The 14,563-nt window shown below is 61.8% G+C and carries 14 protein-coding genes; 6 read left to right on the forward strand and 8 right to left on the reverse strand.

The features are described 5' to 3' along the window. Positions 1 to 48: 48 nt before the first annotated feature. From IC232_RS02620 to IC232_RS02645, 6 genes are all read right to left on the reverse strand, one after another. Positions 49 to 1,158: a glycosyltransferase gene (locus tag IC232_RS02620; RefSeq protein WP_190843322.1), complete on the reverse strand. Its 1,110-nt coding sequence runs from the start codon at positions 1,156 to 1,158 to the stop codon at positions 49 to 51. Beyond that, positions 1,155 to 2,249, reverse strand: coding sequence for a glycosyltransferase (locus IC232_RS02625; protein ID WP_190843323.1), 1,095 nt, complete (start codon positions 2,247 to 2,249; stop codon positions 1,155 to 1,157). Before IC232_RS02625 ends, IC232_RS02620 begins: the two co-directional genes overlap by 4 nt. Then, positions 2,246 to 3,358 (reverse strand): glycosyltransferase, encoded by a 1,113-nt coding sequence (locus IC232_RS02630; protein WP_190843324.1) that lies wholly within the window; start codon positions 3,356 to 3,358, stop codon positions 2,246 to 2,248. The genes IC232_RS02625 and IC232_RS02630 overlap by 4 nt, the downstream gene beginning before the upstream one ends. Next, a complete protein-coding gene (locus IC232_RS02635) occupies positions 3,355 to 4,449 on the reverse strand; it encodes a glycosyltransferase family 4 protein (protein WP_190843325.1) in 1,095 nt (364 codons plus the stop codon). Before IC232_RS02635 ends, IC232_RS02630 begins: the two co-directional genes overlap by 4 nt. 81 nt (positions 4,450 to 4,530) lie before the next feature. Further along, complete coding sequence (locus IC232_RS02640; protein WP_190843326.1) at positions 4,531 to 5,646, reverse strand: SDR family NAD(P)-dependent oxidoreductase; 1,116 nt, start codon at positions 5,644 to 5,646, stop codon at positions 4,531 to 4,533. Then, a complete protein-coding gene (locus IC232_RS02645) occupies positions 5,643 to 6,755 on the reverse strand; it encodes an NAD-dependent epimerase/dehydratase family protein (protein WP_409564836.1) in 1,113 nt (370 codons plus the stop codon). The genes IC232_RS02640 and IC232_RS02645 overlap by 4 nt, the downstream gene beginning before the upstream one ends. 404 nt (positions 6,756 to 7,159) lie before the next feature. On the opposite strand from IC232_RS02645, the gene IC232_RS02650 reads away from it, so the two are divergent. Genes IC232_RS02650 through IC232_RS02675 form a run of 6 tightly spaced genes read left to right on the forward strand, consistent with a single transcriptional unit; the run spans position 7,160 to position 12,483 of the window. Then, positions 7,160 to 8,242 (forward strand): inositol-3-phosphate synthase, encoded by a 1,083-nt coding sequence (locus IC232_RS02650; protein WP_190843328.1) that lies wholly within the window; start codon positions 7,160 to 7,162, stop codon positions 8,240 to 8,242. 12 nt (positions 8,243 to 8,254) lie between these two features. Further along, positions 8,255 to 8,854 carry a histidine phosphatase family protein gene (locus IC232_RS02655; RefSeq protein ID WP_190843329.1) on the forward strand — a complete coding sequence of 200 codons (600 nt, stop codon included), beginning with the start codon at positions 8,255 to 8,257 and terminating at the stop codon, positions 8,852 to 8,854. Then, positions 8,851 to 9,960, forward strand: coding sequence for a glycosyltransferase (locus IC232_RS02660; protein ID WP_190843330.1), 1,110 nt, complete (start codon positions 8,851 to 8,853; stop codon positions 9,958 to 9,960). Before IC232_RS02655 ends, IC232_RS02660 begins: the two co-directional genes overlap by 4 nt. A gap of 2 nt (positions 9,961 to 9,962) precedes the next feature. Beyond that, the gene (locus IC232_RS02665; protein WP_190843331.1) at positions 9,963 to 10,775 is read left to right on the forward strand and encodes a sugar phosphate nucleotidyltransferase; all 813 of its coding nucleotides are present in this window, start codon (positions 9,963 to 9,965) and stop codon (positions 10,773 to 10,775) included. 8 nt (positions 10,776 to 10,783) lie between these two features. Then, positions 10,784 to 11,557, forward strand: coding sequence for a TIGR04290 family methyltransferase (locus IC232_RS02670; RefSeq protein ID WP_190843332.1), 774 nt, complete (start codon positions 10,784 to 10,786; stop codon positions 11,555 to 11,557). Beyond that, positions 11,554 to 12,483 carry a beta-xylosidase gene (locus IC232_RS02675; RefSeq protein WP_190843333.1) on the forward strand — a complete coding sequence of 310 codons (930 nt, stop codon included), beginning with the start codon at positions 11,554 to 11,556 and terminating at the stop codon, positions 12,481 to 12,483. The genes IC232_RS02670 and IC232_RS02675 overlap by 4 nt, the downstream gene beginning before the upstream one ends. A gap of 84 nt (positions 12,484 to 12,567) precedes the next feature. On the opposite strand, the gene IC232_RS02680 is transcribed toward IC232_RS02675, so the two are convergent. Further along, positions 12,568 to 13,596, reverse strand: coding sequence for a Gfo/Idh/MocA family protein (locus IC232_RS02680; RefSeq protein WP_190843334.1), 1,029 nt, complete (start codon positions 13,594 to 13,596; stop codon positions 12,568 to 12,570). Beyond that, the gene (locus IC232_RS02685; RefSeq protein WP_190843443.1) at positions 13,596 to 14,549 is read right to left on the reverse strand and encodes an MDR/zinc-dependent alcohol dehydrogenase-like family protein; all 954 of its coding nucleotides are present in this window, start codon (positions 14,547 to 14,549) and stop codon (positions 13,596 to 13,598) included. The genes IC232_RS02680 and IC232_RS02685 overlap by 1 nt, the downstream gene beginning before the upstream one ends. Positions 14,550 to 14,563: the final 14 nt, after the last annotated feature.

Consider the following 14,563-nt stretch of genomic DNA (forward strand, 5'->3'; position numbering starts at 1 on the left):
TTGAAGCTTGGCATTGGTTCAATGCCGGCTTCAGAATCTATTCACACGTCAGGCTCCGACTTCTAAAGCGCGAGAGGAAACTCTGCTTGAGCGGTCCATTGCTTTCAGGAGATCCCCCTCCATGGAAGCCGCGCGATGAGCCGCCGTGTGCTCCGCCAGAATTCGCCTTTGCGCCGAAACACCCAAAGCCTTTCGCCGGGGCTCGGCCCATGTGTCGAGCACATCGAGGACGTCGTCCGGCTTCTCAGCCAAGATGATGTCCTGCCCCGGCTCAAGCAGGGTCTCAATACCGTCCCAGATATCCGAGATGATCGGCGTGCCGCAGGCCGCTGCCTCGAAGAGACGAACGCTTGGGCTGTAGCCGGCGCGGATCATATCGGTCCGAGTCACATTGAGCGTATAGCGGCTCTGAGCATAGAAAGCTGGATGATCGCCGGGAGGGATATGGTCGATACGTTCCACGTTTGACGGCCAATCGATATCAGCCGGATACTGAGGGCCTGCCACAACAAAACGCCGATGCGGTGCACGGCGCGCGGGTTCGACCAGAAGCCGCTCTAGGGTCGGCTGTCGGTCGGGGCTGTAGGTTCCGAGATAGCTCAGGTCCCACCGCTTCTTACGATCAAGCGCAGGATAAGCCTTAGGGTCGACAGAGCAATAGAGCGCTCTTGCTGCCGGCGAGCCATAATGGTCCATGAGATGGTTGAGGGTGCGCCCCCCGGTGAAGGAGAAATATACGTCGTAATCACGGATGAGAGCGGGCGTGAGATACTCGTAATCGCCCCGCTCCAGCTTTGCCAGCGTCACCGGCGTGTCGATGTCATAGAACGCCGCCACGCCCTTCGCCGTCTGCTGCACCCATTGCCCAACAGCGACACCCTCGGGCACATAGGAACCAACGATCACGGCATCCGCATACGCAATCACATCGCGGTAGCGCCTGAGATCCTCCAGGCTGGAGTAGAATTCAAGACGGCAGAAATCGGGATTCTGCAGATCGCGATTTGAGGCATACCAGGGTACGTCCCGTTCAAGGAACAGGATGTCGTGGCCCCGTGCGGCGAAGGCTTTCAGCAACGCCCGGAAGGTTGTCGCATGACCGTTTCCCCATGACGAGGATAGGCTCAAGCCCAGAACGACGACGCGAAGCTTGCTCACGCCACGCTCCTTTCACGCTTCAAGGATGCCTCCTCGCGCAGGATCGTGTCCACCTCCGCGCCGCGACGGGTATAGGTGTGCTCGGCCATGATCCGTGCCCGGGCAGCGTCGCCGATGGCACGCGCTCGCTCGGACGTCAGGGCTTCGACATGATCAGCCACATCCTTGCCGTCGCGGGCTACGAGCACTTCCTCACCTTCTTTGAGGAAAAGCTCGAGCCCAACCCAAGCATCCGTGATCAGGCACGCGCCGGCTCCTGCCGCCTCGAAGACCCGAGTGGCGGGTGAATAACCTGTTGCCGCCATCGAATCTCGGGCGATGTTGAGGACCGCGAGCGGGCTCGTGTTAAAGGCATTGTGATCGCGGGTATAGACATGCCCGATATGGCGTACATTCGGTGTCATGCCCTTTGTCTCCCAGCCATTGCCGCCGATCAGGAAGCTGCGGTTCGGAAGACGGGCGGCGGGTTCCAGGAAGAACTGTTCCACACGGGCTTCGCGGTCAGGCAAGCGGTTGCCGAGGAAGGAGAGATCCGCCTTGAAACGTGCGTCCGCCGGCACCGGGTGGTGGGTCGATGGATCGCAGGCATTGTAGACCGGGATGCAGCGGCGGGCACCAAAACCCTCATAGGCTGCGATCACCGGCGGGCCTCCGCCATAGGTGAGCACCATATCCAGCGCCGACATGGTGCGGTGAAGCGGATGATCCGGGCTTTCCCGCAACTCGGCGAGGGTCGCCGGAGCATCCACGTCCCAGAAGATGCGGATGGCGTCGGGGCGCGATGCGGCCACAATGCCCTCGAGAAGCTCGTTGTCGAACACGCCGACGCCGGAAGCCTTCACCACCACGTCGGCTTTCGCGGCTTCGGCCACCACGTTGCGCATAGCCTCCTCGGTAGCCGGGTAGACCTTCACCTCGGCCCATTCCGGCGGCTCGATGTCACGATGCTTCTGGCGGTCGAAGGCATCCGGCTCGTAAAAGGTGATGCTGTACCCGCGGCGGGCGAGATCGCTCAGCAGGCCGCGATAATAGGTGGCGGCGCCGTTCCAGTAGGAGGAGAGAAGACTGGAGCCATAGAAGGCGATTTTCATGCGGACATCTCCATCGGCGCTCCGGCGCCGTGAGTGGCGAGGATGGCAAGAAGCTGTTCGGCCCGGTGAGCGCAGGAATGGCGGCTATGAATAGCGTTGAGGCCGTTCTCGACCAATGAGCGGCGCAGGCTGGCATCGCTGCGCACGGCGTTGAGATGGCGCTCCATCTCAGCCTCGTTCTGTGCAACCAGATAATCCGTGCCTGGATTGAACAGGCCTTCCGAGTCGCTCCAGGGGGCGGAAATCAGCGGGATACCGCAAGCGAGCGCCTCGAACACGCGGATGGTGGGGATACCCGGGAGCATGTCGACATAGAAGCGGCGCGGCACATGCACCGTTGCCAGATGCCGCGCGAAGATCTCCGGTGCACGGGCATTGGGCAGCCAGCCACGATAAGTGACGCCATAGCGGGAGAGCGTTTCGAGCGCATGCGTGGGATAGCGAACCCCATAGATTTCCAGTGGTAGGCCGACTGTCTGTGCCGGGCGGAACAGAAAGCTCTCCAGCTCGGCGCTACGCTCATCGTCACCCCAGTTGCCGATCCAAACGAGGCCGTTCCGCTCCGCCTCTTCGACTGGAGGATGAAAGAGGCGTGTATCGGCAGCCTCATGCCAGACATGGACGCGATCACCCCAACCCCAGCGGCGATAGACCTCCGTCAGAGTTTCTCCGAAGGCCAGGACACCGTCATATCCGTCGAGATCGAACTGGCGGATGGCATTGGGATCACTGACAGCGCGATGATGTGTGTCGTGGAAGAGAAGCGTGAAGCGGCCGCCCTGCCTGCGCACCTTGCCGATGGCGGCAACGAGCCAAGGGTCGTTCCATTCATGAACGATCACCACATCGGCGTCAGTGAGGGTCTCTTCGAGATCGAGATCGGGATCGAAAACGGCCGAAGACAGTTCGGGGTAGAGACTATGATAAGCGTCAAGGCCCGCGCCACCATGGTCCTTCAGCAGGTTCTCAAGGCTCCAGGCACCCCTAGGCTCATAGGCCATCACCTCATGCCCGCGATGAACGAGATCACGGAGCACGCCGCGCAGGAAATGCGCGTTGCCGTGATTCCAGCAGGAGGCAAGGGAATGCGTGAAATAGACGAACTTCATGCGGCAGCGCCCTCAAGGGAGGATTTATGGGATGTGCCGGCGAGCACGGATCGGTAGGCGTTCAAAACGCCTTCGCTCATGGCTTCGACGGTATAAGCCTCGGCTCGTTTTCTGGCCGCGCGCCCCAGAGCGGCCTGGGCGTCCGGATCCTGCGCCAAGCGCTCGACGGCATCGGCTGCTTCGCTCTCGTCCTTCGGGTCGACGAACAGCGCCGAACCGTCCCAGAGTTCACGGAAGGTCGGAATATCGGAAAGGACGAGTGCGCAACCGGCTTGAGCCGCCTCCAGCACGGCGAGGCCGAACGGCTCGTAGAGCGCAGTCGATACGAAGATCGGCTGCCTCCTGAGATACTGGGCGATATTCTCATCGCTCAGGCGGCCAAGCGCCTTAGCATGACGCGCTTCGATCCGAGCAGCATTCGGACCCTGTAGCGGACCTGCGGCAAGAACCGGGATCGACAAACGCCCAGCCATGCGATCGATGGCGGCGAAATTCTTCCCCTCGTCCCAGAGGCGCCCTGCCGTGAAAACGAAGACATCAGAGTGAACATTCGTCTCAGCCTGCAAGGCGCGCCTTCCGTTTCTCACGACGAGAGGAAGCTGCGCGAGATCGTAAGCTTCGGCCGTTGCTTGAGCGAAGGTTCGGGTAGGTGCAAGAAGTTTGCTTGCAGTGGCATAGCCCCGCCGCACAAGCTCTGTGCGCCAGATGAAGTCCTCCGGCAACGCCCCACCTTTGACCGCCTGCCACCACGTGGAGACGCAGGAATGGCATGCTGCCACGACCGGCACACCGAACTTCCCATCGGCTGCCAGTGCAGGGGCATTGAGATGAATGAGATCCGGCCGGATCTGTGTTGCGAGGCGCGCAATGGATCGGCTTGCCTCCTTCACTTCGTCCTGGTGGGGTGCAGTCCAATCGAGCGGCAGACCGGTTACCACAAGATCCGCACCGGCCACTTTGGCCATGGCCTGCTGGTCCGCTGAGGGCTCAGGACCCAGCACCGCAACCGTCGTTCTGACACCGTGCGCCCGCAAGCCACCTGCAAGGTCAAGGGCATATTGCCAAACCCCGCCGACCGAGTCAGCCGTCATCAACACATGCAGGCTTGTTGCGGCTTCAGGCACAGTCATTGCAGGTCTCGGCACTGCGCAACCCAAGCCCAAGGCCCGCTTTCATGACAGCGCCTCGGCAGCCTGCAGACGAGGAGCCGATCCCGTACGCGCAAGCCCCCTCTCCGCCTGCAGCCATTCGGCCAAAGCGGCGACGCCCTTGAGCCATGAGGTCGGCGGCTTCAGGCCGAGTTCCCGCGTCACGAGGCGTGTATCGGACACGTAGTAGCGCTGATCACCGGCGCGCCAATCAGAATAGATGGTCTCGACTGGGCGACCGATCACATCCTCGATATGGGTGATGAGCTGGCGCAGGCTGATGGCGTTCGTTGGTCCTCCGCCGAGATTGAAGGCTCGGCCCTGGACAGCGTCGATCCGCTTCCACGCAGCCACATAGGCATCGACAGCATCGGAGATGTTGAGTACGTCGCGGACCTGGCAGCCATCACCGTAGATCGTGATGGGCTCGCCTTCGAGAGCACGGATCAGGAAGTGCGCAACCCAGCCCTGGTCCTCGGTTCCCATCTGCCGCTGGCCGTAGATGCAGCTCATCCGCATCACGCAAGTGGGGATGCCAAACGAGCGGGCATAATCCAGAACGTATTGATCGGCCGCCCCCTTGGAGCAGCCGTAGGGCGTGTGAAAATCGAGCGGCCGCGTCTCGCCGATGCCTGCGTCCCGGATGGCGGGAGCGCGGGGCTTGTAGGCGTCGTTCGTCTTTTCGAGTTCCACATCCACAAGGTCGCCATAGACCTTGTTGGTGGACGCGAAGATCAGCGGCACCCTCTCGTTGCGCTGCCGGAGAGCATCGAGCAGGTTCAGGGTTCCGCGGATATTGATCTCGAAGTCCTCGCGGGGATCGACGAGGCTCGTCGTGACGGCGACCTGTGCGGCCATGTGGAACACGGCCTGAGCCTCGCCGGCAGCATCGGCCACGGCCGTTTCGTCACGAATATCACCGACGACAGCCGTTATCTTGCTCGGGTGCCGCTTCTTCAGCCATTCCAGGTTGCGGTCGACGCCTGGGCGGGCCAAAGCATCGTAGACCAGAACATCATGCCCCTCGCTTGCAAAGCGATCAGCGAGATTGGAGCCGATGAAACCTGCACCGCCGGTGACCAGAACAGGCTTCCGGCGAAGGACGGCAGGGGCACCGGCATGCGTGTCAGTTGTCTTCATGCCACCAAGCCTCTCGCCTCAAGCTCCTTGCGAGCTTCCTGCACGAGATCCTTGGCTTCCTGCTTGGCAACCCAATCGGCGAGTTCCGCCAAGCCTTCCGAGAAATCCTTCTTTGGGTTGTAGCCCAGTTCTTCCCGGATCTTCGTGATGTCGGCAATGCAATGACGGATGTCGCCGATGCGCGCCTTGCCGGCGATTTCAGGAGCCATGGGCCGGTTCATGGCCTGGGACAGCAACTCCGCCACCTCGGAAACGGTGCGATCCTGCCCGCTTCCGACATTGTAGACGCCGCCCGGCGCCCTCTCGTGCTCGAGGGCCAGCACGAAGGCCTGCGCGACATCCTCGACATGTACAAAATCGCGGCGCTGTTGCCCATCCTCGAAGATCATCGGCGGCTGCCCGTTGTGAAGCCGCGAGGCGAAGATGGCGAGAACGCCAGTATAGGGGTTGGACAACGCCTGCCCTGGCCCGTAGGCGTTCCAGAGCCTGAGCGCAACACCCTCCATGCCGTAAGCCGGACAGAGGGTCAGCGTCAGTCGCTCCTGAACGTATTTCGACAGTGCATAGACTGAGGCCAATGCCGGCTTCTTCCATTCCGGCGTCGGAACCGGAATGAGGGAACGCCCCTGCTCGTCGAGAGGGTCCCACGGGTCGTTCTCGCTCGCGCGAGGCATGCGCACGACATCCTCGCGGATCCGTCCCTCAGCATCCTTGTAGAGGCCTTCGCCATAGATGCTCATGGACGAGGCGACGACCACGCGCTTGACCGGATTGTCGATGAGTTGCTGGAACAGAACCGCCGTGCCATAATCGTTCACGGAGACATAGCGATCAACGGCGTACATGCTCTGGCCGACACCGACCTCCGCGGCAAGGTGGACCACCTTGGTGGCGCCTTTCAGCGCCCGCAGCACCGCCGTTTCATCCCGAACGTCGCCAACAACAACCTCGACCTCAGGATCAAGACCATCGGCCTGCGTCTTGTCACCGTGCACCTGCTCGATGAGGCTGTCGAGCACGCGAACCCGGTGGCCGCGATCCAAGCAGGCACGCGCAACGTAGCGTCCAATGAACCCTGCACCGCCGGTAATGAGGATGGTATCCGTCACGAGATGACTCCGGATCTGTTGTCGATTCATCAAGCCAATGAGCAGAGCGGGAGAAATCCCGCTTCCTGAATGGAATAGTGACGCGAGACCTCCGCCGTTTCAGGCAAGAATGGGCATTGACGGAACTCGTCAGGCGCCGGTCACGCTGCGCACTCCTCGCAAGCTTGGCGTTTCCCTCTGGAAACGCCGGAGCTTCATCTTTGTTCCTGCACCTGTTGATTAGTTTGGGCGCGCAAGCCCTAAGACAAGAGACCCAAGCCAAGTATCGAGAGAGGGAACTACATACCTTTCCCGAACGTTGACGGCCAAGCTTGGGATGATGCTGCCCGGCATTTGCCTGCTGTCGTCTATGGGCGCGCCTCAAGAATGCAGGCAATCGGCTGATCACACAAGGGAGAATCCACATGAGTTCGAGAAAGGTCCGCGTCGGCATCGTGGGCGTCGGCAATTGTGCCTCGTCCTTTGTGCAGGGTCTTTCCTATTACAAGGACGCCAAGGGCAACGAGCCCGTGCCGGGCCTGATGAACGTGGACATCGGCGGATATCATATCAGCGATGTCGAGGTCTCATCGGCATTCGACATTAGCGCCTCGAAAGTTGGCCGGGACGTCTCGGAGGCGATTCTTGCCGAGCCCAACAACACTCAGCGTTTCGCAGCCGTTCCCGAGAGCGGCATCATCGTCCATCGTGGCAAGACTCTCGACGGGCTTGGCAAGTATCTGCGAGAGGAGATTGAGGAGTCCGGCCAAGCCGAGGCCGATGTCACGGAAATCCTGCGCCAGACCAAGACGGATGTCCTGGTCTCCTATCTGCCCGTAGGGTCTCAGAAAGCAACGGAATGGTATGCCGAGCGGGCGCTCGAGGCGGGCTGCGCCTTCGTCAACTGCATTCCGGTTTTCATCGCATCCAACCCCGAATGGCGTAAGCGCTTCGAGGAGCGCGGTCTTCCGATCATCGGCGACGACATCAAGAGTCAGGTCGGCGCCACCATCGTGCATCGCGTGCTTGCCAATCTCTTCCGCGAGCGCGGTGTGCGGCTCGACCGGACTTACCAGCTCAATTTCGGCGGCAACACTGATTTCCAGAACATGCTCGAACGGGAGCGGCTCGAATCCAAGAAGATTTCGAAGACGCAGGCCGTATCGAGTCAACTCGACATCCCCCTGCCCGCCAGTGACATCCATGTCGGGCCGAGCGATCACGTGCCGTGGCTCACGGACCGCAAATGGGCCTATATCCGCCTGGAGGGCACGACCTTCGGCGGCGTGCCGCTGAACATGGAGGTGAAGCTCGAAGTCTGGGATTCACCCAATTCCGCCGGCATCGTGATCGATGCAGTGCGCTGCGCGAAGCTCGCCATGGACCGCAAGATCGGAGGCGCGCTGACCGGTCCCTCCAGCTATTTCATGAAGTCGCCGCCGCAGCAGTTCACCGACAACGAGGCCCGCGAGAGAACCATTCGCTTCATAGATGGTGATGAAGAGTAAGGGCGGGAGGACGTGACCGCCACGTTCCATCTTGTGCGCCATGCGGCTCATGACAGGGTCGGTACGATCCTGTGCGGGCGCATGCCCGGGGTTCACCTTGGGGCTGCGGGCATAGCTCAGGCCGAACGTCTGGCGGTGCATTTTGCCAACGAGACTATTGCCGGCATTCACACGAGTCCTCTGGAGCGGGCCGTGGAGACTGCCGAACCCATCGCGGCCCGTCTCGGACAACCGCTGGAAATCTGCGAGGATATCGCCGAGATCGACTTTGGAGCGTGGTCCGGCACGAGCTTCGAGGCTCTTGCGCAGGATCCCCGCTGGTCGGTCTGGAACAATGCGCGCAGCAACAGCCGTCCGCCCTATGGGGAGACCATGCTTGAAGCGCAGGCTCGGATCGTGGGCATACTGGAACAGCTGCGCCACCGCTATTCGGATCGGTCTGTCATCCTCGTCAGCCACTGCGACGTCATCAAGGCTGCCCTGCTCTACCATCTCGGCCTGCCGATCGACGCCTATGCGCGCTTCGACATCGAGCCCGCATCCATCAGCACTCTCGTGGCCGGCGACTGGGGATCCAAGGTATTGCGTCTCAACGAGATGGTGGCCGCATGAAGATCGTTATTTTCGGGCTCACCATCTCTTCATCCTGGGGCAACGGTCATGCGACCCTCTGGCGAGGTCTCATCCGTGCACTCGCAAAGCGCGGACACAGGATCGTCTTTTTTGAGAAGGATGAGCCCTATTATGCGGCCAACCGGGACCTCTTCGGGATCCCGGGCGGCGATCTTGTCCTCTATCAGGATTGGGGTGCTATCCGCCAACGGGCCGCGGCAGAGCTCGTCGACGCGGACGTGGCTCTAGCAACCTCCTATTGTCCTGACGGAATCGCGGCAAGCGAGCTTCTGCTCGCTGCACCCCGTCCGCTCCATGTGTTCTACGATCTCGACACGCCAGTCACCTTCTCGCGTCTGGAGGCAGGGGAGCCGATCAGCTATATCGGTCCGCGGGGCCTGCGCGATTTCGACCTGGCGCTCAGCTACACGGGAGGTCGCGCCCTCGACAGGCTTCAATCGGAGCTTGGCGCCCGCCGTGTTGCACCGCTTTACGGACATGTAGATCCCGACGTCCACCACCCCGTGCCGCCGGCGGACCACTACAGATCGGATCTCTCCTATCTCGGCACCTATGCGGCGGACCGACAGGCGGCCCTGCAACGCCTGTTCATTGATCCTGCGGGTTCGCGTCCCAACCAGCGCTTCCTGATCGGAGGCGCGCAATACCCTGCCGACTTCCCCTGGCAGCCCAATATCTCGTTCGTTCGGCATCTGCCGCCGTCCGAACACCCTGCGTTCTTCTCGTCCTCACGCCTGACACTCAACATCACACGGCAAGCCATGGCGGACATGGGATGGTGCCCCTCGGGGCGCCTGTTCGAGGCGGCAGCCTGCGGCACGCCCATCCTGTCGGACAACTGGGATGGACTCGACAGCTTCTTCGAACCTGGCCAGGAAATTCTCATCGCGGAGACGAGCGAAGACTCCGTCAACGCCATTGATCTCACGGATGCCGAGTTGAAACGGATCGCCAGGGCCGGCTGCGAGCGGGTGCTCGCGAACCATACCTCGGAGCATCGGGCGCGCGAGCTTGAGATCCTGCTGGAGGACGCCAGTTCTATCCCATCCTCAACCGGCGACTCTGCCGCCATGATGGAGGCCTGACCATGTGGGGGATCATACCCGCAGCAGGGATCGGCAGCCGCATCCAGCCGCTGGCTTTCTCAAAGGAGCTTCTCCCGGTAGGCAGTCGCCTCGACAACGGGGTCGAGCGCCCCTGTGCGGTCAGTGAGTACCTCGTCGAGCGCATGATCCATGGCGGAGCCGATAAGATCTGCTTCGTGATCTCCCCTGGCAAATCCGACATCATGGAGTATTACGGCGCAAGCTACGGAACCGCCTCGATCGCCTATGTGGTCCAGCCGCAGGCGAGCGGCCTGTGCGATGCCATATTCCAGGCCACTCCCGTGATCCCAGCCGATGAGAGCGTGATCGTCGGCCTGCCGGACACGGTCTGGTTTCCCGAGAAGGCCCTTGCGGAACTCCCGGAAGAAACGCTCTCGTTCCTGCTCTTCCCCGTCGAGAACCCGCAGGTCTTCGACGCGGTCGTCCTGGATGAGTCCATGCGCGTGCAGGAGATTCAGGTAAAGCAGGAGGGTGCTTCCTCTCAATGGATCTGGGGAGCGTTCAAAATGCCGGGTCATGTGCTCGGAGCGCTGCGCCAGCTCTGGCTCGCGCGCAATCGCGAGGATGAATACTTCGGCACTCTGGTGAACGCCTACCTCGCTCAAGGAGGCGAGGCCATCGGAGTCAAGGCCGGCGTGTCCTATGTCGATGTCGGAACGCTCCACGGCTACCGATCCGCCATCGGTTTGCTGAGCGAGGCGGCTCAGCAGGAGAACGTCACAGGCGCGCGGGTGGCCCTGGGCTGGCCTGCCGGCCGGCTGCCCCGCGGCCTCCATGATCTGAACAGGGAGTAGACTCCACGATGAACGCAATCGACCCGATGCCCCCGGAAGAAATCCGCCGGAAAGCCGAAGCGCTTGGCCCCTGGTTTCACAACATCGAGCTGAAAGGCGGCGTTTGGACCGCGCCTGATCACTTCCTTGGCAACTACCCTGCCGTGAAGTGGCAGCAATTCGCCGACGCGATCCCGCAGGATCTCACCGGCAAGAGCGTGCTCGACATCGGCTGCAACGGCGGCTTCTACTCAATGGAGATGAAGAAGCGCGGAGCGGAGCGTGTGCTGGGCATTGATTTCGACGATGCCTATCTGGCTCAGGCCCGTTTCGCCTCCCAGACGATGGGCTATGACATCGAGTTTCGAAAGCTCTCGGTCTACGACCTCGGACAGCTTGGCGAGAAGTTCGACGTCGTTCTTTTCATGGGTGTCTTCTACCACCTGCGCCATCCGTTGCTCGCCCTCGACCTCATTCACGAACACGTGGCCAAAGACCTCCTCGTATTTCAGTCGATGCAGCGCGGCTCGTCAGACACCATGCCGGTTGATGAGAACTACACCTTCTGGCAGACGGACCATTTTGACGATCCACGTTACCCGAAGATGCACTTCATCGAGCATCGCTATGCCGATGACCCGACCAACTGGTGGGCGCCGAACTCGGCCTGCGTGGAAGCCATGCTCCGCAGTGCCGGCTTCGAGATCGTGCAGCATCCGGAAATCGAAGTTTACATCTGTTGCCGTGTCGATGCCCCGCCTGGCGCGGGCGCCGTCTACCCGGCCCAAGGGAGAATCGCATGATCGAAGCCGCAATGATCTGGAACGAGCCTAACAACAAGTCCCACTGGGACCCGGAGATCGATCCGGATTGGAAGCTCTTCTCCGACATGGTGATTGCCGCCGGTCAGGCGATCAAGGCCGAGAACCCCAACCTGCCGCGCGTTCTGGGCGGCATTTCGCCCATAGACCCTGGCTTCATCAAGAAGCTGGAGGCGCACGGCGCTATGGAGCATCTCGACGTCGTGGCCGTTCACGGCTTTCCCCTCGACTGGAACCTGTGGCAGATCCACGACTGGCCGGCGAAGATCGATGAGATCCGCGCAGTCACGGACAAACCCATCTGGGTCAGCGAGGTCGGCATTTCGACCTTCGGGGCCGAAGAAGTGCAGGTCTGGGGTCTGAACAGAACCGCAGAGCTTCTGATTGGCAAGGTGCCGAAGATTCACTGGTACAGCCTCTACGACCTACCCCGCGCCTGGGAGGCAACCACGCGGCACCGGGAGGCGGAAGGATCCTCCTATTACCGCCACTTCTACATGGGCCTGCTGCGTGAGGACGGCACACCGAAGCCCGCTCTCGAAGAATATGCGAAATACGCGTCCCAAATGGGGCTGTGCCAGTGGTTCCATTATGAGGATCACCGCCTGGACGACGCAGTGACGTGGATGAAGCGGCTGGGCGTGAAATACTTGCGCACGGGCCTGTCCTGGGCCGACAGCTTCCGCCCTAATGCCATGGACTGGTTCGACCGTCAGATGGAAGCGCTCGCCGACTTCGACGTGACGGTGACCTTCTGCTTCACCCCGGAACATCGTGGGATCGCGCCGCATCACACCAGCGCTCCGCAGGTGAAGGAGGAGTTTGCCGAGTTCTGCGCCACCATGATCCGGCGCTATGCCCCCTCCGGTCAATCGGCACCGGCCAGCAAGGTTCTGGAAGTGCTCTGACCCGATCATCAAGCGGCTCATGAAAGAGGCGACTGAACCTTGTTCAGTCGCCTCTTTCAATTTCGTCTCTGTGAAAGTCGATCCTTATCGCCCGTATATTCGATCCAGCACGCGCGCGACGTCGACCAGGTGATCCGCCGCAGGGTCAAACCGCTCGCCTGCCGCCAAGCGCGAAGCCCAGTCGGCCGCAGCGCGTCCGCCCCACTCTTCGGGAGGTGTCGTCAGCGTCTCGCGGGACGTGCCGCGATAGCGCTCTACGGTGAAATCGTAGAAGGAACCGTTCACGTTTCGCAGCGACACGCCGCCCTGTGTGCCATAGAACGTGGCGGAGATCACTGCATCGCATCCGGCCTGCAACCGCCAGGAGCAGGCGAGCTGCACCACGGCGCCGGTCTCCAGCTCTACGGTCGCAACCGCATAATCCTCGACCTGAGCAGTCGTGTCTCTCAGCGGCGCACCGCCAGCGAAGAGCTTGCCGGTGACGTCGGCAATGCCGGGATTGTTAAGGCTCCACAACGCCAGATCCACCAGGTGGACGCCGAGATCCATCACGCATCCGCCGCCGGAGAGAGCGGGATCGTAGAACCACGGCTTGTCCGGGCCGTAGGCGTTGTGGAACACCAAGTCCACGGCATAGATGTGCCCCAGCTCTCCCGAGTCGATGATCTCGCGGATGCGCCGCATGCCCTCCGTGAAGCGGTAGGAGAGATCGACACAGAGCAGGCGGTCGGCCTTGCGGGCAGCATCGACCACCGCCTGCACCTCCGCCACACTTCGCCCAAGCGGCTTCTGGCAGAACACTGCGACACCGCGTTCCAGGGCCCGGATCGACTGCTCCGCGTGCATGGCGCTGGGCGTTGCGATCACCACGCCGTCGACGCCAGCATCGAGGATCGCGTCAAGGGTCGAGACCAGCTTCGCATCGGGCGCCAGCTTGCCTGCCTCCGAGGCCATCTCCGGCGACGGATCGGCGATGGCAGCCACATCGACCGCTCCCGTGCCGAGGATCGCCTGCATGCGGTGCCGGCCAATCCAGCCGACCCCGAGGAAGCCGAGACGGGGGCGGGCAAGAGAAGTTTTGGACTGTTCCTTGCGAAGAGCCTGCTGCACCATCAGTAGGTTACCAGAGCTTTGAGAAATCCATCCGGCCGGTCACGCGTGGCGTTGAGCGCCTCATCCAGCCGATCCAGAGGGTAGGTGTGGGTATAGAGGAAACTCGGATCGAGCCTTCCTGAAGCGATGGCATCAACGGCCTCGCGAAGACCCTGCATATAGATCTTCGGATCACGCTCATGAGCGTTGATCACATCGATCCCGCGCCAGTTCCACAGCCACATGTTAACCTGACGCGGACCGTCCTGATGATATCCGGCAACGATAAGCTTGCCGCGCTCACGCGTGAGTTCACCGGCGAGGTCCAGCGGCCATTGCTTGCCCACAGCCTCGATCACGCGATCGCAGAACGCGCCGCCCGTCAGTTTCTTCACCGTCTCGATGATCGCCTGATGATCTTCCATCGGGATCGTCTCGGCCGCACCCATGCGGCGGGCGAAATCGAGCGAGAAAGGCCGGCGCGAGATCGCGATCACGCGAGCGCCGGCGTCGGTGGCGAGCTTCGTCAGGATCGCGCCGAGAAAGCCGATGCCGATGATGGCAATCGTCTGGCCAGCCTCGATTTCGCTGCGTCGGAAGATGTTCATGGCACAGCCGAGAGGCTCGCCGGGGAAAGGCTGTCCTGCAAGCGCGTCCGGCAGAGGCACCACGGCCCCTGCGTCGGCGATGTCGTACTCGGCATAGGATTTGTAGGAGAGAGCCGCGACGCGGTCGCCAATCGACAGGTTCTCAACACCCTCGCCAAGAGCATCGACGTAGCCCCAGGCCTCATGTCCGAGCGCACCCGGCTCAGTAGGATACTGCATCCATTCCGGACCTGCCCAAGGCGTCAGGTTCGAAGCGCAAACGCCGCAACCCTCCAGGCGCAGGCGCACCTGACCGGGGCCGGGCTCCGGGCGTGCTACCTCACGCACCTCGATATGCCCAGGCCCTGTGAGGATAGCCGCCCGCATCGTTTGAGCCGCTC

The organism is Microvirga sp. (assembly GCF_014699075.1).
Taxonomy (GTDB): domain Bacteria; phylum Pseudomonadota; class Alphaproteobacteria; order Rhizobiales; family Beijerinckiaceae; genus Microvirga.